Raw genomic sequence first — 21,359 nt, 5'->3', positions numbered from 1 at the left:
TTGATTCGAATCGTAATTGCCGAAGATCAGCGGATGCTGCTTGGCGCGCTAGGTTCCATCCTTGATTTGGAAAGTGATATGGAAGTTGTAGGAAAAGCGAGCAATGGGGAGGAAGCAATGAATCTCGTCAATCAATTAAAGCCGGATATCTGCATAACCGATATTGAAATGCCAGTTAAAACCGGGCTCGATGTAGCGGAGGAGATCAAGGATCAAGGCCACCAATGCAAAGTCATCATTTTGACCACCTTTGCACGTCCTGGGTATTTTGAAAGAGCCAGAAAGGCCGAGGTAGGCGGATATCTTCTGAAGGATAGCCCAAGTGAGGAACTGGCGAATTCGATCCGCGTCATCATGGATGGACGGCGTGTTTATGCTCCTGAGCTGGTGGATATGGCTTTCGAAGAAGAAAACCCTTTGACTGAACGAGAGTGCCAAGTGCTCAAATTGATTGCAGATGGCAAGACGACAAAGGAAATCGCAAGCCAGCTATATCTAACCAACGGAACGGTTCGCAATTACATTTCGGTCATCCTTGATAAATTGGATGTAAGCAACCGTGTTGAAGCGATTGTTAGATTCAAGGAAAAGGGCTGGTCAAAAGATTAAAGGTAAATCCCTGGCGGCTTGCAAATCAAATAAAACACTGTGCCAGAATTGAAATATGGTATATTAATTTTTATTACATACAGGAGAGGATGACCATTATGCAAAAGGCTACATTTGCTGGAGGCTGTTTCTGGTGCATGGTGACACCATTTGAAGAACAACCGGGGATTGGGGGAATCGTATCCGGTTATACGGGAGGGCATGTTGAAAACCCGACTTACGAGGAAGTGAAGACGGGAACTACGGGACATTATGAAGTCGTGGAAATCACTTTCGACCCTCAGATATTTCCTTATGAAAGATTGCTGGAGCTATATTGGCAGCAAATCGATCCAACCGACGATGGAGGTCAATTCCACGACAGAGGAAGCCAATATCGGACGGCCATCTTCTATCATGATGAAGCTCAAGAAAAATTGGCTCTTGAAGCGAAAGAAAAGGTAGCGGCCAGCGGGAAGTTCAAGAAACCAATCGTAACGGAAATCATTCCGGCCCAAACCTTTTACCCTGCCGAAGAATACCATCAAGGCTATCATAAAAAAAACAAAGATGATTATAAAGCGGACCGTGCGAAATCGGGACGCGATGAATTCATTGACCAGCATTGGAACGGTGAATGAACTGGATCATTATTAAACGATCCAGTTGATTTTAGAAATCCGCTCTCTTTCCGCCGACTGTCTGCCAAGCCGCATCAAAGCAAGCGCCTGTGGGGTCTTGACTAGCCAGTTTTTCGGCAGGAGTGTCGCATATTTCTTCAATCAAATGAGGTTTCATTAAACAATAAAAAACCCAAAATGCAACCATTTCTTAATCAAAGTCAGGGATGAGACGAGACTACAGCCTTTTCTTTAAAAAGCAATCCAGTTGATTGGAACGGAAGGTACAAGACTCCTGCGGGAAAAGCGTGTTCAAGGGAGACCCCACAGGCGCAAAGAGCGCCGAGGAGGCTCCCGGACCGCCCGCGGAAAGCGAGTGCCTGGAGAGGAAATCAACGCTCTAGCTGTTATCAAAAATCCGCTCTCTTTCCACTGACTGTCTGCCAAGCCAGTTATTCGGGATGAGGCCGTTCCGAACCCCATTTTGTCGACAAATTGTGACTATGGAAATATTCCATAGTCTTTTTATTATGGATAACCGTTATTTAGATATGGGGGTTCTCTGTATGTGTCTGGCATGGACCATACACATTCGGTTCTTTTTTTAAAGGTACAAAAATTAAATTCATTATTTCATCGGATTTTTATGCGGAGGGGTCAATTTCTCATGATATTTTCATATTTCTTCAGTACACTAAGGGGTAGGTGGTGATGATCATGAATAAGAGAATTTTAATAATAGAAGATGAAGAAAAAATAGCGAGGGTCCTTCAGCTGGAACTTAATCATGAGGGTTATCAAACAGAATCGGCTTTTACCGGAAAGACAGGTCTGGAAAGGGCAGAAGCTGAAGAGTGGGATTTAATCTTATTGGATGTGATGCTGCCCGAGTTGAATGGCATAGAAGTACTTAGGCGTTACCGGAAAAAGAATGGATCGACACCGGTCATCCTTCTAACCGCAAGGGATGCTGTGCCAGACAAGGTGAATGGCCTGGACCATGGTGCGAATGATTATGTAACGAAACCGTTTGAAATTGAAGAGCTGCTGGCACGGATCCGGGCTTGTTTTCGTACCAATGTACGGGAGAGCCAATCCGAAGGTGAAGTGGATGAACTAAAAATCCATGATCTGAAGTTAAACCTTGGTACAAGGGACATTCACAGGCAAGGCAATAGGATTGAGCTGACTTCCCGCGAGTTCGATTTGCTGGTTTATCTTTTGCAAAATAAAAATCAAGTACTTTCGAGGGAGCAAATCCTGACCCATGTATGGGGATATGACTTTGCAGGGGATACGAATGTGGTTGATGTGTATATCCGTTATTTGCGCAAAAAAATAGATTATCCCTTTGATCTGCAGCTTATTCATACTTACCGCGGTGTAGGTTACAGCTTGAAGGAGCCAGTATGAAGATTCGGACGAAAATCCAATCGTATTCCAGTCTTTTTTTAAGCGTCATGCTTATCTTGTTGAGTATCATCGTTTTAATCGCCTTTCTTTGGATATCGGTGGAAAGGGAACGGGATTTGCTTGAAGATCAAGCTTCATTAATCGAAGAAAATATGCTGACGAAAGATTTGATTTCCAGTGATTCCGATTTAATGGAGCCGTATATCCCTGACGATGGAATGGTGCGGATATTCGACACGGATGGAAGGTTGGTAAAATCATTTACGGATGAAGAGGACCTTAAGGGACTTGCGGTTAAAGCCATTAACGAGAAAGGATATGATTTTTCCAAAGCTGACGGGGAATATGTATTGACCTACCGTTATCCTTATCCTGATGAAGGGAAGAAGCTAGGGGTGATCGAGGTCACACAGCCGCAGGATACCCTTCTTGATAATTTATCGACGCTTGCCCTGGTTTTGGGCGGTGCATCCCTTTTTGTCATTATTTTATCCATTCTTGCCGGTAAGTGGCTGGCCAATCTGATCCTCAAACCGATATCGATCATGAGCGGAACGATGAAGGATATTGAGAAAAGCGGAGAATTCAAACGGATACCGCTATCGGATCAATCAAAGGACGAGCTGCAGGTGATGGGAGCGGCATTCAACAGGATGATAGAAAGGCTGGAGCGGAATTATAACCAACAGCAGCAATTCCTTTCAGATGCTTCCCATGAATTGAAAACACCGATTACGGTCATCGAAAGCTACTCCTCTCTATTGAAACGCTGGGGAATGAAGGATGAGGCGATTCAGGAAGAGGCAGTGGAGGCAATTCACCATGAAGCCATCCGGATGAAAAAGCTGACGGAGCATCTTCTGCAGTCTGCCTCCCAAACGGAACTTTCAGCTGATGCGGAAGGGAAAATAGAACTTATTTCGTTTTGTGAGGGGATTGCCCAAACATTCAGAAGGACGGGAAATCGTGAAATAACGATAGAATCAGAGTTTAAAGAAATATATGCAATGACCGTTTCCAGTAAGCTTGAACAGGTGATGGTCATCCTATTGGACAATGCAATAAAATACAGTGAATCAAGTATACAAATCATGATAAAACGGCAGGATAATGAAATTCTTATCGGTGTGAAAGATCACGGCGGAGGAATATCACCAGAACATCTCCCCCATGTCTTTGAACGTTTTTATCGCGTGGATTCATCGAGGGCAAGGAAAACGGGAGGCAATGGGCTCGGGCTTTCCATCGCCCGGACGCTTGTCGAGTCATTCGACGGTAAATTGGAAATTCAAAGTGTGGTGGGAAAGGGAACTTTGGTGACTCTTACTCTTTCTCATCAAATTCTAATCTAACGCTCATGTTCATTTCATGAAGGATGCTTATTATTAAGGTAACAACTTAAAGGAGGAATTCATTCATGAAAAAACAGTGGAGTACGATTAAAGAAGGTATCATTCAAAGGAAAAAGGTAATCATGACGGTGTCCATAGCTTCCATATTGCTATTCGGCGGTGCTGCTGGAACGGCGGTATATGCAGTCAATAAGGGGAACCTATCCGAGGATGAGGCTGTTAAAATGATTTCAGAAAAACTAGGCGGGGAAGTTACTCAATTTGAAAAGGATTGGGACCAGCCGATGACCTATGAGATGACCGTAAAAACAAAAGAAGGCTATCAAGACGTTGATGTCGATGCTGAAAAGGGAGAGATTCTTTCTCAGGAGATGGAAGACGATGACGATGAGGATATGAGCACACAACCAGCCGTGGAAACTGCAAAAGTCAGCAGTGATCAAGCTGAAAAGATTGCCTTGAAAGCGGTGGATGGTCAAGTAACGGATATGGAGCTGGATTCAGAGAATGGCACACTTGTGTACGAGCTGGAAATAAAACAAGGACAAAAGGAATATGATGTTGTGGTGGATGCAACCACGGGTAAAGTATTGAAAAACCAGTTGGATGATTAATCAGCGATATGTGATATATGAATGAATTGAACTGAAATGTATGAGAGGATTTGCCAAGCGGCAGATCCTTTTTTTTAGTTGCGATTATGAATCTCAAGCGAAATTAGGAGGAAGGAAGAAGCAATCGATCCAAGTGGCGTATGGGTGGAGGAGCCAACATGTAGCTGATGATACTCTGAAAACATATGCGGTTATAAAGGGATTTAAAAGAAGAAACGCGAATAGGGGCAATAAGGAATCTTATACAATGGAGGATTGATTATGGGAAATTTGGAAGAGGCACTGTCACTAAGGGGAAAGAAAGAATTCGATAAATCCAATCGATTATTGATGGATCTGGCAAAGCAAAATCCGGGGGATGCAGTCATACAGTATCAGTGTGCCTGGAGTTTGGATATTCTCGGACTTGAGGTAAAGGCGGTGCCCTATTATGAAGCGGCACTCGAATTAGGTTTGTCAAAGGAGGATGCAAAAGGGGCCTACCTAGGGTTGGGGAGCACATATCGCACCATTGGGGAATATGGAAAATCAAGACAGACATTGGAATCCGGGTTGGCGAAGTTTCCTGAGGATAAGGCTTTAGTGGTATTCAGGGCCATGGCATTTTATAATTTGGGCCAACATGATCTTGCAATGGAGTCTTTATTGAAGATAATTGCCGAAACCTCGAATGATCGAGAAATCCAATCTTATGCCAAGGCCATAGAATTTTATAGTGATAAGCTGGATAAAGTTTTCAAATAATCGTGATCATCCCCAAACTATCCACAAAGCCTGGATAAAACAAGTCATTTCTACATATCCAAAATGAATGAATCAACAAATATGACGGGGAATTCTTATTTTTGCCACTTTTACGGATGAATGAATGTGGATAACCTCGGATTGTGGATAACTTCACAGTGTTATTCACTACTTTTCCACAGGTAATCCACATATTCACTTTTAATAGGATAGCAGAACACTGGCAATTAAGTCTTCAGGAATTTTTTATTGTAATGACTTAAGGCTAAAAGGGGATAAATATAGCGATAGCTATGATAATGAATATACAAAAAATCTGCCATTCCCTGGCCAGCAGGATAATCATTGGTCCAGCTTTCTTGTTGACCTGCACGGATGAGATAGGCAATCCCTTTTTCAATCGCGGCTGTCGGCTTTTCTGATGCCGATATCAACGCATCCACAGCCCATGCTGTATGTGTCAGTGTGCTTGTTCCGAGGGGGATATATCGCTGCTTGATATCACTGTAACAAGATTCACCCCAGCCGCCATCTTCATTTTGAATTTTCTTCAACCAAGTTAAGGCTTTTTGTATGGATGGATGTCCAGTGGCTTGCCCTGCTGCCTTCATGCCGGTCAGTGCAGACCATGTACCATATAGAAAGCAGATGCCCCAGCGTCCATACCAGGAGCCATCACGCTTCTGGTCTTCCAATAGCCAATCCACCGCTCTTTTACTGACTTCCTCCGGCTTCTTCATATTTGTATAGTTCCCCAGGAATTCCAGCGTTCTTCCTGTCAGATCAGCGGTAGAAGGGTCAGTCAGGAGATATTTCGAACCCTCTATAGGAAGAAGCTGCAGCCATTTATGGTCGTTATTCCGTTCGAAGGCTGGAAATCCACCATCATCATTTTGCATGGATATCGTGAAGGAGACACCGCGCTGCCAGCTGTCCCGATTATCCGGTTTTGCTTGCAGTTGCTTAGCCAGCGCCCGCAGTGAAGCGGTCGTATCATCGACATCCGGATTCATGGTATTTAAATCCGAGAACCCCCAGCCGCCTGGAATCGCGTTAGGATTATGGATCAGCCAATCTCCATACATATAATGCTGGCGTGACAGCAAGTACTGATTGGCGGCCTTGACCGCTTTGTCTTTGGAAGGTATGCCCGCTTCTTGAAGGGCGTAGCTTATTAAGGAGGTATTCCAAACATGGGGCGTCGTGAACTGGATATGTGTGTGTCCCTCAATGGAGCAGGCCATCCCCTTCAGACCGGCCATGGCCTTTAGAATCACAGGATCTCTTTTCGAATATCCAATTGAAAGGAGGGCAAAGATCATGAAAAAAGTAGAACCGAAATAATTGTACAGTGTCCCGTCAGGTTCCAGCCTGTCGAGCATGAACCTTTTCGTTGAATCCAAGGCTAGGGAATGCAAATAATCCGGATAACCAACCAAGGTTTTGACGCCTGCTTGAAGTTTAGAGAAAAAGGAACGATATTCTTCGGTACGATACTCCTCCCACATATGCTCTTCGGATCGGTCCTCGCTTGTTTGAAATAAATCTTTTAGACTTGGCGTGTCAGGGGTCTTGATTTGAAACCTTTTATGGCCAAGCAATAGCAATGGAATCATGTTGACCCGCCCATATACGGAAAGATCATAAATGCTGACGAAAAAGGTAGGAGGCAGTAAGACCACTTCGAGAGGAATGGGGAATAGACGAGGCCATTGATATTGTCCGGTTACGGTAAGCATCATTTTCGTTAACATTTTGGCCTGTTTGATGCCGCCCTTGGAAAGAATGAATTGTTTGGCTTTCCTCATATGGGGGTGATTCTTATTGCGGAGTCCGCTAAAAAGAAGGCCATAGTAAGCCTCGATCGTAACCGTAACATTGCCGTCCTTCTCGTCGTGGAAAAGTTTCCATGAACCGTTTTCGGATTGCTTGCTTTCGATTCTTTTTACTAAAGCCTCTATAAGAGGAGTGTCTTCCATATCTAAAATTTTCAATAATATGATCATATAGGCATCTGCCGTTATCCCGGTGTCGAAGGGATAATTCCACGAACCATCAGCGGATTGGTCTTGTTTCAAGCGATGAACAAGGCGGTTGATTTCCAATTGTACATGTTGGTTCAATGACTTTCCTCCTCTAAAAACACATTTTCCGTTTATATGTATATTCAAAACTTGTCGTTGCATTCAAGAAATCATGTCAGGCGCATCGTCCCAACTGAATAAAAGAGGGGGGAAACTAAAAACGCTTTGGCAATGAAAGCTGCCAAAGCGTCATTTGGACTATAAATCATTTAACTGGTAAGGAAGATGGCTGCATATAGCGGTAAATCGGCAGTTCTTTTCCCTTGGCAGCCGGGATGAAATGGAAGGTCACATAGCTGTCAATGCCTTCAGGTTCGAGGGCAAGGGAGATGAAGTTGGCATCAGGCTGGGCCATGTCGAAAACATAGCTTCCTTTTGGGAAATCCCGAATTTTTGAAGTAACGGTGGTCGTGACTTCCCTTGTGGAATGTCCGCTTTCCAGTTCAGCGGAAACTTTTAAATCATTGACCCTATAGCTTTCAACAGCTACCTTCATAGGTTTTTTTAATTTTTTCACTTCCACTCCCAATAGCTGAAGTTTCTTGGCGATATTTTTATATTCGGGTGGAAGGATATAGGCTGTCGGACGATCTCTGACAAGGGTAGGGTAGGCATCGGTAGAATCCAGCCAATCGATGGAGGCATCGATCATTTTCGCTTTCGCTAAATCGACTACAGTCAGTTTTTGATCCTTAACCAATTTATTTTCGCTGATGATGACAATTTCATCGTTATCATTTGCTTTTCGCCCTTTTTGCACGACTTCGGTTTCTGCCTGTTTAACGGCCTTTTTAACTTTACTGGCCTGTTCGGCTGCCGTTTTGATGAATGCTGCTTGTGCTGTAGCTTGTGCAAAAACACGTCGTTTAAAATCCGTACGGCCGATATTGATTCCCCTTGTTTCTATTAAATAGGTCATTGTATTTTTCAAACCGAGGGCGTTTCGGCCAATCCGGGCTTCTGTGCTTCCTTCTGTAGCGGTAAGGACTCCATCATCAGAAGTAGCCAGTGTATAGTAATCGTGATAGGAAAGCTTTTCTTGGTCCAATGTTTTAAAAACATTAGGCAAAAGCAGTTCATCGGAAGCTTTTCGAAGCTGTTTGGGAATATTTAAATTTTTGGCTGAGGAGATGAGTAAATCATAGGAAGCGATCGATCCATTTGCTCCCACTTTTTTAAGGGGGGCAGGATTCACTGTATATTCATGTACATCCAGAATGACTTCTGGTTCATATTGATCGATTGATTGATGAATCGTCTGCACTTCAGGATACTCCACTTTTAAGTAGTCCCTATTCGCATCCATGTCATTTGCGGTATATCGTTTGAAATAATAAGAGCCATCAGGATTGACTCGTGGAACGATGGCAACATTCACTTTATCGAGGACATCACCAAGCTTGCCTTCAGCCAGCCATTGTGCAAGGACTAATGTAGATTCACCTGAAGCGGGTTCATTGCCATGGATCTGACCTTGAATCCAAATCAATGGTTTATGGGAATCTTTAATCGGTCTTTTTGAATCCTTGCTGAAAAGAAGCATCGGGATGTCGCGTCCTTCTGTGGATTTACCTATCGTCTTGATCTGGATGTTTTTGTTTTTATGGGAGAGGGACTTGATGGAATCCAACATTTCTTCCTGGCTCGTAAAGGCGACTTTGTTTTGTTTAAAGGCAGGGGTTTTGAAAGAAACATTAGGGTCAGGGAAAAGGTGGGAGAGGTTTTCTGGTTGAATGTAGCTTGGACCATTTCCATAATAAGGGGTGAATTCTTCCGCCTCGGCTATAGGGCCAGGCAAGCTAGTGACAAGACCTAGTGTTACGACTGAAACGATGGTAGGAATGATTTTTTTCATGGACGTCCTCCTGTCTATCTTTTCCATAAATTATCATATTTTAGGCTATTTATACAGTGGAAACGTAGGAAATAGTGAAAAACAGGAAGTAACGACTAGATTAATGATTCCTTTTAATAGATGTTCATCACCTGTATTCTGTATAATTACAGGTAAGTAGTCAAAATGACACGGAACAAGCAATTTTTGCCCGTATCATTTCAATTCATCATGTAACTTATTTAAAAGATCCTGTGAATCTTCGCCACTCATTATTTGGCCGTTCACTTTCGCATAGGGGGTTTTCTGACAAAGTTTACACTCACTCAAACATTCATATTCCTTATATTGAATCCTTGGATTCTCTAAGAACTTACCATAATCGGCAACTGTTTGTTCATTAAGGAAGCGGTCAAGATTATTTTGGCAAAATTCAATCTGAATTTTCGCCTTTTTTGAGAACACTTTGGATAGCAAGTTTTTCATCATATCGCTTCTTTCATTGGAAGAGTAAATATTTGTTATTTTGATTTTATCACTTCCTGTAAAGAAATGCATGATTCGTTCATCCAAATTCATTACAATCTTACTATTCGGGGAATATCAAAGTAATTCCCTTGTATATATTGACACATGTCTAAGAAATGATAGAATAAGAATGACTGATAATGATAATGAATCTCATTATCACGAATGGAAGAACCTTGTAACTATTGCAGCTTCATGATTTCCATTTCAATAGATGACTTTGCGATAGTCTTTATTCAAATATATTTAATTAAAAATATTATCGCTGTATTAAAGTGAGATAGGAAGAGTAGGAAATGTAGATGAAGATAAGATATTTAGTCATGGCGTTAATTGTTTTATCATTTACGTCATTATTCATTGGTGTAAAAGATATTACCCCCCTGGATTTATTGAATCTAAGTGATGATAAAGTGCAAATCATGCTGCAAAGCCGTTTCCCCAGAATGGTGACCATAGTCATTGCCGGTATTGTGATGAGTATAAGCGGTCTGATCATGCAGCAATTGAGCCGCAATAAATTTGTATCCCCGACGACTGCCGGTACCATGGACTCTGCAAGGCTGGGACTTCTTCTTGCCATTATCATTTTTCCATCGGCAGCACTTATTGAGAAAATGGCATTCGCTTTCATATTCGCTTTGGCAGGTACATTCTTGTTCATGAAAATTCTTGATCAAGTGAAATATAAGGATACGATTTTCATTCCATTGGTTGGTTTGATGTTTGGTAATATCGTCGGATCCATCTCGACTTTCTTTGCCTATAAATATGATTTGATTCAAAGCCTCAACACATGGATGAATGGGGATTTCTCGATGATCATGTCGGGAAGGTACGAACTTATATATGTAAGTATCCCTCTCGTCATTCTCGCATACTTCTTTGCCAATAAATTCACTGTGGCAGGGATGGGTGAGGAGTTTGCTATCAATCTAGGACTCAATTATAAGCTTATAGTCAATTTTGGGTTGATCATCGTGGCATTATCCTCCACTGTCGTTTTGTTAACGGTGGGAACGATTCCTTTCATAGGGTTGATCGTACCAAATATTGTATCCCTTTACCTTGGTGACAATTTGAAAAAGAGTCTTTCTCATACAGCATTGCTAGGGGCAGTATTCCTATTGATCTGCGATATTCTGGGCAGGATCCTCATATATCCATTTGAAATCCCGATCGGACTCGTGGTTGGTGTGATAGGAAGCGCCGTATTTATCTATTTGATAATGAGGAGAAAGGCATATGAATAATAAAAGTAGGATCATTATATTGGCTGCTCTTGCAGCTGCTTTAACGGCAGGTTATATCTTTTGGGACCTTGGCCCGAATTGGGATTATGCACTGCCGAGAAGGGTCATAAAAATCATCGCCATCATCGTGGTTGGTTGTGCAATAGCTTTTTCAACAGTGATTTTCCAGACGGTCACGAATAATAAAATCCTGACACCAAGCATTTTAGGGTTGGACTCCATGTATATGCTGATCCAAACTGGAGTGATTTTCATCTTCGGTTCAACGCATATCATGATCATGAATAAAAATCTCAATTTCCTGCTTACACTTGCGGCCATGCTTATTTTTGCAAGCCTGCTGTTCAAGTTCATGTTCAAGAAAAACCGCAATATTTACTTCCTTTTGCTGATTGGTATCATCTTCGGAACCTTATTTGGCAGCATGTCTTCATTCATGCAGGTATTGATTGACCCGAATGAATTTCAAATCATTCAAAATAAAATGTTCGCCAGCTTCAATAATGTCAACACGGACCTGTTAACGTTAGCCATTATCCTCATGATAGCGGCAATGATATATTTCATGAGATTTTTGAAGTATTTAGATGTCATGTCCCTGGGGAGGGACCAAGCCATAAACTTGGGTGTGGATTATGATTTTGTCACGAAGCGGGTTTTAATCGTCGTTACGGTTTTAATCTCCATTTCGACAGCCCTGATCGGTCCGATCACGTTCCTCGGATTGCTTGTTGCAAATGTGGCTTATCAATTCATTAAGTCTTATCAGCATAAACATATCATCCCGGGTGCCATGCTGATCAGTGTGATTGCCTTGGTCGGCGGCCAATTCATTGTAGAGCGGATCTTTACGTTCTCCACGACCTTAAGCGTCATCATCAACTTTGTCGGCGGTGTCTATTTCATCTATCTTCTATTAAAGGAGAATAAATCATGGTAGAAGTGAAAAATTTATTCAAAAAATATAATAATAAAACGGTTGTCGAGGATGTTTCCATTGAAATAATGAAAGGGAAAATCACATCCTTCATCGGTCCCAATGGAGCGGGGAAAAGTACCGTCCTTTCAATGATCAGCCGTCTCATTACCCGGGATTCAGGAGAAGTCCTGATCGAGGGTAAGGATATGGGGAAATTCAATAGCAATGAACTTGCGAAAAAGATTGCCATCTTAAAACAGGCTAACCATATCAATATCCGTTTAACGATTCGTGAACTCGTCGCCTTTGGCCGTTTTCCTTATTCACAAGGCAAACTGACGAAAGAGGATTGGAAATACGTCGATGAAGCGATTGAATATATGGAACTTGCTGACATGCAGGATAAGTTTCTTGACCAGCTTAGCGGCGGGCAGCAACAGCGGGCCTTCATTGCCATGGTTATTGCTCAGAACACGGAGTATGTACTACTTGATGAACCCCTGAACAATCTTGATATGAAGCATTCCGTCCAAATCATGAAGGTATTGAGGAGATTGGCCGATGAATTGGGGAAAACGGTCATTATCGTCATTCATGACATTAATTTTGCTTCCTGTTATTCCGACTATATTGTCGCATTAAAGGATGGCAAGGTTGTTCATAATGGACCTACCGAGCAAGTCATCAATTCCAATGTATTAAAGGAAATTTATGATATGGATATTGAAATCCAAAGTATCAATGACAATAAGATCTGTGTGTACTTCACGTAAGACAAATCCATTTGGTTTTAAATTACTTCAGTATTCGTAGCCGTCCAGAAATCACCTCGTACGCTTCTTAGGCAGTTAAGAGTTGGCGGGCGCCCAAGACTTTAGCCGCCTCCTGTTCATCTAGCAGGGAAAGTGTTGAAGGTGAACTCTGTGATGGTGAGGATTCAATATGTAATTTTAAATAAAAAAATTTTTGAGGTGACCATAATGATTAAGAAATTATCCTTACTGCTTTTGGTTGCAATGCTGGCTGTAGTGGCTGCTGCTTGTGGATCAGATAAGGAAAAAGAAGAATCAAGCGCGAAAAAGGAAAGTGCTAAAAGCGAAGAAATTACGGTTAAGCATCAACTAGGCGAAACGAAAGTAAAAACAAACCCTGAAAAAGTCGTTGTATTCGATATGGGTACTCTTGATACTCTTGATAAATTGGGTGTGGAAGTTGCAGCTGTTCCTCATGATGGCCTTCCAGAATACCTTTCTAAATATGAAGGTACAACTGAAAATGCCGGCGGATTAAAAGAGCCTGACTTCGAAAAAATCAACGAAATTGCACCTGATTTAATCCTTATTTCTGGCCGTCAATCTGAAGCATATGAAGAATTAAGCAAAATTGCCCCTACTGTTTTTGTGGGTGTGGATACTACAAAGTATATGGAATCCTTTGAAGAAAACGTAACACTTTTAGGTAAAATCTTCGATAAAAAAGACGAAGCAGCTAAACAATTGGCAAGTGTTGAAGAGAACATTAATGCCTTGAAAGAAAAAGCCCCAACTGACAAAACTGGTTTAATCGTTCTTGCTAGCGGCGGAAAAGTAAGTGCTTACGGACCGGATTCAAGATTTGGAATCATCCATGATGTATTCGGAGTACCTGCAGTAGATGATAAATTGGAAGTATCGACACATGGTCAAAGTATTTCTTTCGAATACATTGCTGAAAAGAATCCTGACTACCTATTCGTTGTAGACAGAGATGCTGTTGCCGGTGATGGAGCTGCAGCGAAAGAAACGATTGAAAATGACATTGTAAAAAATACAAAGGCATTTAAAGAAGGTAACATCATTTATCTAGACCCTAACTACTGGTACTTATCAGGCGGCGGTTTAGAATCTGTTGACGCTATGGTTAAAGAAGTTTCAGAAGGCATTAAGTAATATAAATATGATTAATGAAAATCCTGTCCTCGATCGTGGGCAGGATTTTTTTATTTTTTATAATAAAGCTGGATGAAACAAATATACTAACAAAGGGGAAGAAAAGAATTCCTACAATACACAGGTAAGCTTATAATAAGGCGCCCACAACCCAATTAAGGGGAATGGAAAAGGACAAGGTTTATATTCCACCTGTTGCCGCTGATATATAGCTTAAATGGGCTTCAATCGCAAGAAAATGGCCCTTCAGCCAATATGAAAAAATCAGTTTCTTCCTATTATAATGGCAAATCCATGGATACTTAAGACATTCCGGTTCCTAAAAGAGGTTTTCAAATTGTAATTTAAGTTAATTTTGGTAAATCAAATCTTTTATGGATAATAAAAATTTTCCTCTAAAGTAAAAATATAAAAATAATATGATCATCATTTTAAGGGAAAATTATTTAAAAATAGCTAATAAATAAGCCATAGGGGAATGATGTCGATATTACACGAAACCCACTTGTTATTTTATGTGATTTCGGAGCGGCAGGATGCAATTATGAACGGGTCAAACTTTTGCAGGCTTGGATTTTTGAATGGGTACAAAAGTGCGGAGGAGAGATGCATCCATGTAAGCGGCACTTCATTTTCGACTGTCGAATTATCGGGAAAGGAATCCTGGGGATTTCAGGTAGAATTCAATAATTGAAGATTTATATCTTTACATATTTTGTAATGTGCTGGTTTTTTTATAAAGAGTCGTTTATAATGGAAAAGGCTCAAGGACGTGAAAATAAACAATGACTGTCTTCCGCAGTCACCCCATAAAGTTACGGTAATATTTATTGGATTAAGACATGGAGTTCCTATATATTTGTTATAGGTGCGCTGAACATTCGAGACGGGCGAAACTCTGTTATTTTTTCAAAGGCTTGTTCATAAGCTAAAGAAGTGTTCTGGATATAAGATATGGATGTGACAAAAGGTGGTTTTCACACAATCTTGACTATCCAAGTGAAAGAATGCTATTATAAGGTTTCCGATTTTCCGTCTTTTGTAAGTTTGTAAAAATTTATATAAATAAACCACTAGATTAATAGAGGTGAAAGCATGAATAATTTTCTTAAAAAAAGCCGGCATTTATTTGCAGATAACATACTAGGCTTTTTCTTTATTGCGGTAGTCTTGTTTTGGATAAAAACGTATATTGGATATCGAATTGAATTTAACTTAGGCCTTGAAAATGGCCTGCAACAGTTCTTGCTGTTCATAAACCCGATAAGTTCAGCCATTTTATTCTTTGGCTTGGCACTATTGGCTAGAGGCAAAAAATCGTTTAAATGGATCATCAGGTTGAATCTATTGATGTCACTATGGTTATTCTTCAATATTGTATACTACCGGTCATTTACCGATTTCATTACATTGCCAACCTTGACTCAAGTGCAAAATGCCGGGGATTTAGGACCGAGTATTTTAGAATTATTTAAAGGCCATGACGTATTTTATTTCCTTGATACGGTTCTTTTGATCGTGTTGTACAGATTCAAAGACCTTAAAATGGAAGACTTCAAAGTCAAACGCCGTACAGTCGGAATGGTTTACCTAGCGGGACTTGCAATTTTCGCGATCAATTTGGGACTTGCTGAAAAGGATCGCCCGCAATTATTATCAAGAACATTCGACCGAAACTATATCGTCAAATATTTGGGCATGTTCAACTATACGGTTTATGATGCCGTTCAGAATACTAAAACATACGCTCAGCGTGCGACGGCTAACAGCACGGATATCGCAGAAGTCGTCAACTATACGAAAGCAACAAGCGCTGAACCGAACCCTGAGTATTTTGGTGCAGCCAAAGGTAAGAATGTTATCTACCTGCATTTGGAATCAATGCAGAATTTCCTGATTGATTATAAGTTGAATGGGGAAGAAGTAACTCCATTTTTGAACTCACTTGCAGCAGATAAGTCAGATTTCATGCACTTTGATAATTTCTTCCATCAAGTAGGCCAAGGTAAAACGGCAGATGCTGAATTCATGCTTGAAAATTCCCTGTTCGGTTTACCACAGGGGGCAGCATTCACAAACCGTTCCCAAAATACGTATCAAGCGGCACCAGCTATTTTAGGACAACAAGGATACACATCTGCTGTGTTCCATGGTAATTACAAATCTTTCTGGAACCGGGATAATATGTATAAGTCTCTTGGTTTTAACCAGTTCTTTGATGCTAACCATTATAATATGGAAAATAAAGAGGAAGTACTAAGTTATGGATTGATGGATAAGCCTTTCTTTAAGGAATCGATTCCAATGTTAGAAACGCTTAAACAACCTTTCTATACGAAATTCATAACGGTGTCTCATCATTTCCCATATTCCATGGATCAGGAAAAAGCAACAATCGGTAAGCATACGACAGGCGATGCTTCCGTTGATAGTTACTTCCAAACTGCACGCTATGCAGATGAGGCACTTAAAGAGTTTTTCGATTATCTGAAGGAATCCGGTCTTTATGATAATTCGGTAATCGTTATGTATGGTGATCACTATGGTATTTCAGAAAACCATAAAGAAGCCATGTCAAAAGTACTTGGCAAGGATGTTGGCGCATTTGAGAATGCCCAATTGCAACGTGTACCATTATTGATTCATGTTCCAGGAGTTGAAGGCGGGGAAATGCACCAATACGGAGGACAGATTGACCTTCTCCCGACTTTATTGCATCTGTTAGGAATTGAATCTAAAGATTATGTACAATTCGGTTCCGATTTATTGTCAAAAGATCATAATGAAGTGGTACCTTTCAGGAATGGTGATTTTGTAACTCCGGATGTCACTTCCATTAAAGGGAAATACTACGATACTAAAACAGGAGAATTGGTCGAGGAAACTGATGAAATCCTCAATTATAAAACGAGAGCTGAAACGATGCTCAATTTATCCGACCAAGTAGTGAACGGTGACTTACTCCGTTTCTATACTCCAAACGGCTTTAAACCGATTGATCCTACTGATTATGATTACACTTATGATGAAGAGGCTTCTAAGGAAGATAAGACCGATAAATAAGGCTAATGAAAAGAACAGGCAGGAAGCCATCGCTTCCTGCCTGTTTTTTTATATGCATCATCCTTTATTGGTCATCATGGCAATATACTTTCTAATTTCATCAGGCCTCCCTGCATATTTTTCAGCACGCTGTTCGTCTTTCAAAATTTTAGCCTTTGCCTTGACCAGGATTTCTTCACCCTTTTCTTGCGGCACGACCACGACTCCATCTATGTCCCCTATGATGATGTCCCCTGGAAATACGGTGACACCTCCACAGGAAATGGGGACATTGGTTTCGCCTACACCTGCCTTGCCGCTAGAGGCAACCGTCGACCCTTTGCTGAAAACAGGGAAATTCAGTTCTTTAATTGCTTCTAAATCGCGAATGACTCCATCAACAACGAGGCCGCCAATTTCCATGGTCTGCATCATGCCGACAACAAAGTCTCCTGCTATGGCGCGGTATGTATCACCCTTGCTGTCAACGACAATTATATCCCCAGGCTTTGCTTGTCCGATTGCTTTTAACACGGCTGAATTATCACCGACGGGAATCTGTACGGTCAAAGCTCGTCCGGCGATACGGAATTCTTCCTTTAAGGGTTTTATTGCCGATTCCAGATTGCTCAATCCTTCCATTGCATCTGAAATCGCCGTGGTGGGCAAATTCCTGAACTGTTGAATAAGAGTATCCATGCTATGATTCCTCCTTAAGAGTTAATGAATATAGCCTAATTATACACAAATTTTGTAATTTTCTAATAAATTTTCGGTTGATAAAATGGTAAATGTAGTGTAATCAATATATGAAGGGGAGGGAAGTTCTTCTGTCACAAGGGGGTTCAAGTCAAATTCCTTATTAATCAATCGATTGATTAAACTTTATAGATCATCGTGGGTTTGAATTCTTTGGCAGTAAGGGTGAAATCCAACGCGATGGCCTGTTGTCTGCTTGGTTCCCTATGTACTTCTGAATGTTGCTTCATGATGCGGGTTTCAGCGAATAAATCCATAGTGATAGGCTATTTACAATCTTCAAAGCAGGAGCAGAATCAAGACGGATGTTGCCAGTGTAAGCCAAAGGGGGCTGAAAACTTCTGGATGAATGATTAAAAAAATGATTCCTGCAATAGTGGCAGCCTGCTGTATGGTCATATGTATGATGAAGTGGATTCCGGCTTTAAAACAGGCTTTGAGCAGAGGCATTTGATTCATTTTCATTCCTCCTTTTTCTTTCAATAATATGACCAGGCATAAAAGAAAATACATAGGGATTCGTTTTCTGCTCAATTATTAAGGGTATAGTAAAGGTAAAATAAAAGGAGGAATCTAGGTGATCATTGTATATATTAGTCTTGCCCTCTTTATCGGATCGATTATTTATTTAGCGTTTTTTGCTTTTAAAACATTTAAGGATTCCAAACCGACAATTGAAAATGTGACTGAAACCGTTACACGCATCCAGGCCAAAACGGACCAGATTAAATCGGAGACGGACCAACTTGCCATGACACAGCAAGAAATCACTGAAGATGTTCAATATAAAAAAGAGTCCGTACAATATACGGTTGATGCGGCTAAAGAAATACCTGAACCCTTTAAAAATATTTGGTTTTCAATTAAAGGTGACAAGTGGAAGCTTAGAAACAGAAGCGATGCATGAGTGTTTGACCGATATGAAATTTACATGATATAGTATGGAAATAATAAGTTTCTAGGGTTCCTCGGTTGAATTTTACCGGAATGGTCCAAGAGAAACGCGCAGTATCTGCGTACACGGAGGGAAAAAAGCCCGGGAGGTTATGATTTATGACCTTTCGGGCTTTTTCTGTAATTGGAGGGAAGATAGATGGCATGGATTCAATTGGTTATTGCAGGGTTATTTGAAGTGGTATGGGCGACAAGTTTAAAGTATACCGAGGGTTTTACGAAATTATTTCCTTCTATCATAACGATTGCCGGTATGGTCATTAGTTTTTATTTTTTATCATCGGCGATAAAAACCCTGCCTATGGGAACAGCGTATGCAATTTGGACCGGAATAGGGGCACTTGGAGCTGTTCTGGTAGGCATCATCGTATTTAACGAGCCTAAGGATGCGATGCGTTTGGTATTCGTCGGTTTCATTTTGGTGGGAATTATCGGCTTGAAGATTACTTCTTCTGAATAAACTATCCACTCCTCGCAAATAGTAATATTAAATGATTTTTGAGGAGTGATGAATGTGAATTATAAAGTGATAGTATCAAGTGCAATGATGGCTTTAGTGATTACAGGTTGTGCAACTAATGATAAAGAAGGTGCCAGTGAAAATCTTGGCCTGAACCGTACCCATCAGGATAATTTAGATAATCCGATGAATGTAAGCGACACAAGGCAAAATGTTAATGATAACAATAACAATAACAATAACGATAACGGTAATGGCATTAACGATATGAGGGTCTCCAAGGATATCTCAGATCGAGTAGAAGCCATGAAGGAAGTAAGTAACGCAAGTGTCATCGTGACTGAAAATAATGCTTATGTAGGGGCAGTATTAAAAGATGGCAGGGATAAGGATATCTCGAATGACCTTAAAGAAAGAATTGCTGATAAAGTAAGGGGAGCCGATCCATCGGTAGACCAAGTCTATGTGTCGGCAAACCCGGACTTTGTTCAAAGAATGGAAGGGTATGCGAATGATATCGAGAATGGAAAACCCGTTGCAGGATTCGCTGAAGAGTTCCGTGAACTTGTAACCCGGATTTTTCCAAGCCCAAGGTAATCAATAAAGAATGAAGACGTAAAGACTTATCCGGTGGATTCCGGATAGGTCTTTTCCCATTATAAGGATATCGGTGAATCATGACTAACTTTAAATAGGGTGGTTACAATAATCGAATGAACGATAACTTTGGACAGGCAGTGGGGGTGGAATGGTGAGGTTTTTTAAGGGCAGGATGAAAATGGATGCAGCATCCTTTCAGGTTACTTCCAAGGATTTTCAGGAACTCCTTAAAAAGTTTAAAGCGTCTAATGATTTTCTTACCTTCCAATTCCCGGATGGTGATGGCTATACCATCTCCTACTTCAATTCACTGGTTAGTGCACAAGAGCTTCATGAACAAGTATTGGCAGTCATGTCGAATCAACCAAAGAAGGTCCTTAAGCAACTAAAAGGCGATATTCCGATGGAAGATATGAAATTGACGGCTGATCTAAAAGACATTCAAAGGTTGGTATTGGCCGGATCAGTCATGGTTCAATACAGGCAAGATGATGAAATGTGTTTGCTGATTCCATGTGTTCATAGTGTGAAAAGGCAAATTTCAACACCCGAGTCGGAGTATACGGTCGTTGGGTCCAAGGAGGCCTTTGTTGAATCGCTTGATTCCAATTTGAATCTGATCCGTAACCGGTTGCCCACTCCTGAATTGCAGTCCAAGGAATTTCGGGTCGGGAGCATCTCGCAAACAAGATTAGCTGTACTCTACATAGATGGGATAGTAAATCAACAGATCGTTAATACAGTCATGCAAAGAATAGAAGATATAGAATATGATACAATCGTCGATATTTCGTTTGTAAGCCAGATGATCACGGATAATCGGAATTCGATGTTTCCGCAACTGATTGATACGGAGCGGCCTGATCATCTGGCCAGTGTATTATCGGAAGGGAAAATAGGAATCATGCTGGATGGATCTCCTCATGCATTAGTTGGCCCCAATACCATCATTTCGTTCTTTTCGTCATTTGAGGATTATTTTCAAATTTGGAATCTCGGTACTTCATTCCGTTTGATTCGGCTTTTCGCGGTGATGTTTTCCGTGTTGTCTTCACCTCTGTATGTTGCCGTTTTAACGTATCATTATCAAGTGATTCCAACGGATTTGCTGCCCATCCTAATCTCATCCAGGGGCGTGATCCCTTTTCCGCCGATTTTGGAAGCGATCGTGCTGGAAGGGACAATCGAATTGCTCAGGGAAGCAGCGGTCAGGCTGCCTGCTAAGGTAGGCTCGACCATCGGTATTGTTGGCGGTATTGTCATCGGTACAGCAGCTGTTGAAGCGGGATTTGTCAGTAATGTCTTGTTGATGCTTGTCGCTTTGGCTGCCTTGGCTTCATTTACGGTGCCTATTTACCAAATCAGCAATACGATTCGCCTTATCCGCTTTCCATTTCTAATTGCAGCGCAGTTTTACGGACTGTTTGGAATAGCTTTATGCAGTGCATTCATTTTAAGTCATTTATTGAGATTGACTTCGCTTGGCAGTCCATATTTAGATCCTCTTTACCCGTTAAGAATTCATGACTTTAAAGATAGTCTGATTCGCCTCCCTTTTTCAAAACAGAAAAAACGCCCGCAGTTTCTGCGGACGGAAAATCCGCTAAGGATAAGGAAGGAGGCGGAAACGCGAAACTCCCATAACGATATTGATGAATAAGGTGTAG

General features: G+C 41.1%; 20 protein-coding genes and 1 riboswitch. Of the genes, 15 read left to right on the top strand and 5 right to left on the bottom strand.

The window, feature by feature from the left end:
• From MPH60_RS19135 to MPH60_RS19110, 6 genes are all read left to right on the top strand, one after another.
• Nucleotides 1-609 carry a response regulator transcription factor gene (locus tag MPH60_RS19135; RefSeq protein ID WP_241593186.1) on the top strand — a complete coding sequence of 203 codons (609 nt, stop codon included), beginning with the start codon at nucleotides 1-3 and terminating at the stop codon, nucleotides 607-609.
• 98 nt (nucleotides 610-707) lie between these two features.
• Nucleotides 708-1,229, top strand: a complete 522-nt coding sequence (gene msrA / locus MPH60_RS19130; protein ID WP_241593188.1) for a peptide-methionine (S)-S-oxide reductase MsrA — start codon at nucleotides 708-710, stop codon at nucleotides 1,227-1,229.
• A 696-nt stretch (nucleotides 1,230-1,925) separates the two neighbouring features.
• On the top strand, nucleotides 1,926-2,621 hold the full coding sequence (locus tag MPH60_RS19125; RefSeq protein WP_241593190.1) for a response regulator transcription factor: 696 nt from the start codon (nucleotides 1,926-1,928) through the stop codon (nucleotides 2,619-2,621).
• Nucleotides 2,618-3,973 (top strand): sensor histidine kinase, encoded by a 1,356-nt coding sequence (locus MPH60_RS19120; RefSeq protein ID WP_241593192.1) that lies wholly within the window; start codon nucleotides 2,618-2,620, stop codon nucleotides 3,971-3,973. The genes MPH60_RS19125 and MPH60_RS19120 overlap by 4 nt, the downstream gene beginning before the upstream one ends.
• 65 nt (nucleotides 3,974-4,038) lie before the next feature.
• Nucleotides 4,039-4,587 carry a PepSY domain-containing protein gene (locus MPH60_RS19115; RefSeq protein ID WP_241593194.1) on the top strand — a complete coding sequence of 183 codons (549 nt, stop codon included), beginning with the start codon at nucleotides 4,039-4,041 and terminating at the stop codon, nucleotides 4,585-4,587.
• Nucleotides 4,588-4,848: 261 nt separating this feature from the next.
• Complete coding sequence (locus MPH60_RS19110) at nucleotides 4,849-5,331, top strand: tetratricopeptide repeat protein (protein WP_241593197.1); 483 nt, start codon at nucleotides 4,849-4,851, stop codon at nucleotides 5,329-5,331.
• Nucleotides 5,332-5,558: 227 nt separating this feature from the next.
• On the opposite strand, the gene shc is transcribed toward MPH60_RS19110, so the two are convergent.
• The 3 genes from shc to MPH60_RS19095 form a co-directional block, all read right to left on the bottom strand.
• Nucleotides 5,559-7,454 carry a squalene--hopene cyclase gene (gene shc / locus MPH60_RS19105; protein WP_241593199.1) on the bottom strand — a complete coding sequence of 632 codons (1,896 nt, stop codon included), beginning with the start codon at nucleotides 7,452-7,454 and terminating at the stop codon, nucleotides 5,559-5,561.
• A 166-nt stretch (nucleotides 7,455-7,620) separates the two neighbouring features.
• Nucleotides 7,621-9,270 (bottom strand): M14 family metallopeptidase, encoded by a 1,650-nt coding sequence (locus tag MPH60_RS19100; RefSeq protein WP_241593201.1) that lies wholly within the window; start codon nucleotides 9,268-9,270, stop codon nucleotides 7,621-7,623.
• Between the two features lie 195 nt (nucleotides 9,271-9,465).
• Complete coding sequence (locus MPH60_RS19095; RefSeq protein ID WP_241593203.1) at nucleotides 9,466-9,807, bottom strand: DUF1450 domain-containing protein; 342 nt, start codon at nucleotides 9,805-9,807, stop codon at nucleotides 9,466-9,468.
• 272 nt (nucleotides 9,808-10,079) lie between these two features.
• Between MPH60_RS19095 and MPH60_RS19090 the strand changes: the two genes are divergently transcribed.
• The 5 genes from MPH60_RS19090 (at nucleotide 10,080) to MPH60_RS19070 (ending at nucleotide 16,940) form a co-directional block, all read left to right on the top strand.
• Nucleotides 10,080-11,030 carry an ABC transporter permease gene (locus MPH60_RS19090; protein ID WP_241593205.1) on the top strand — a complete coding sequence of 317 codons (951 nt, stop codon included), beginning with the start codon at nucleotides 10,080-10,082 and terminating at the stop codon, nucleotides 11,028-11,030.
• Nucleotides 11,023-11,970, top strand: coding sequence for an iron chelate uptake ABC transporter family permease subunit (locus MPH60_RS19085; protein WP_241593207.1), 948 nt, complete (start codon nucleotides 11,023-11,025; stop codon nucleotides 11,968-11,970). The genes MPH60_RS19090 and MPH60_RS19085 overlap by 8 nt, the downstream gene beginning before the upstream one ends.
• Complete coding sequence (locus MPH60_RS19080) at nucleotides 11,964-12,722, top strand: iron ABC transporter ATP-binding protein (RefSeq protein ID WP_034310071.1); 759 nt, start codon at nucleotides 11,964-11,966, stop codon at nucleotides 12,720-12,722. The genes MPH60_RS19085 and MPH60_RS19080 overlap by 7 nt, the downstream gene beginning before the upstream one ends.
• Before the next feature lie 210 nt (nucleotides 12,723-12,932).
• Nucleotides 12,933-13,877, top strand: a complete 945-nt coding sequence (locus MPH60_RS19075; RefSeq protein ID WP_241615862.1) for a siderophore ABC transporter substrate-binding protein — start codon at nucleotides 12,933-12,935, stop codon at nucleotides 13,875-13,877.
• Between the two features lie 1,095 nt (nucleotides 13,878-14,972).
• Nucleotides 14,973-16,940, top strand: coding sequence for an LTA synthase family protein (locus MPH60_RS19070; protein ID WP_241592665.1), 1,968 nt, complete (start codon nucleotides 14,973-14,975; stop codon nucleotides 16,938-16,940).
• Between the two features lie 57 nt (nucleotides 16,941-16,997).
• Here the strand turns inward: MPH60_RS19070 and MPH60_RS19065 are convergent, their stop codons facing one another.
• Both MPH60_RS19065 and MPH60_RS19060 read right to left on the bottom strand, forming a co-directional pair.
• Nucleotides 16,998-17,618, bottom strand: a complete 621-nt coding sequence (locus MPH60_RS19065) for an RraA family protein (RefSeq protein WP_241592667.1) — start codon at nucleotides 17,616-17,618, stop codon at nucleotides 16,998-17,000.
• A 339-nt stretch (nucleotides 17,619-17,957) separates the two neighbouring features.
• Nucleotides 17,958-18,137: a hypothetical protein gene (locus MPH60_RS19060; protein WP_214791290.1), complete on the bottom strand. Its 180-nt coding sequence runs from the start codon at nucleotides 18,135-18,137 to the stop codon at nucleotides 17,958-17,960.
• A 118-nt stretch (nucleotides 18,138-18,255) separates the two neighbouring features.
• Between MPH60_RS19060 and MPH60_RS19055 the strand changes: the two genes are divergently transcribed.
• The 4 genes from MPH60_RS19055 to MPH60_RS19040 all read left to right on the top strand — a co-directional run bounded on the left by MPH60_RS19055 (nucleotide 18,256) and on the right by MPH60_RS19040 (nucleotide 21,352).
• Nucleotides 18,256-18,585 carry a DUF948 domain-containing protein gene (locus MPH60_RS19055; protein ID WP_241592669.1) on the top strand — a complete coding sequence of 110 codons (330 nt, stop codon included), beginning with the start codon at nucleotides 18,256-18,258 and terminating at the stop codon, nucleotides 18,583-18,585.
• A gap of 40 nt (nucleotides 18,586-18,625) precedes the next feature.
• A riboswitch (guanidine-I (ykkC/yxkD leader) is annotated at nucleotides 18,626-18,723 on the top strand.
• Nucleotides 18,724-18,771: 48 nt separating this feature from the next.
• Nucleotides 18,772-19,092, top strand: a complete 321-nt coding sequence (gene sugE, locus MPH60_RS19050) for a quaternary ammonium compound efflux SMR transporter SugE (RefSeq protein WP_241592670.1) — start codon at nucleotides 18,772-18,774, stop codon at nucleotides 19,090-19,092.
• 54 nt (nucleotides 19,093-19,146) lie between these two features.
• Nucleotides 19,147-19,689, top strand: coding sequence for a YhcN/YlaJ family sporulation lipoprotein (locus MPH60_RS19045; protein ID WP_241592680.1), 543 nt, complete (start codon nucleotides 19,147-19,149; stop codon nucleotides 19,687-19,689).
• A 151-nt stretch (nucleotides 19,690-19,840) separates the two neighbouring features.
• Entirely contained in the window at nucleotides 19,841-21,352 is a 1,512-nt protein-coding gene (locus MPH60_RS19040) for a spore germination protein (RefSeq protein ID WP_241615857.1), read from the top strand.
• Nucleotides 21,353-21,359 lie beyond the last annotated feature (7 nt).

This window comes from Peribacillus sp. Aquil_B1 (genome assembly GCF_022603275.1).
Lineage (GTDB): Bacteria > Bacillota > Bacilli > Bacillales > DSM-1321 > Peribacillus.
Note: the sequence above shows the minus strand (reverse complement) of the source record. Positions and strands in the feature narration are given on the sequence as shown.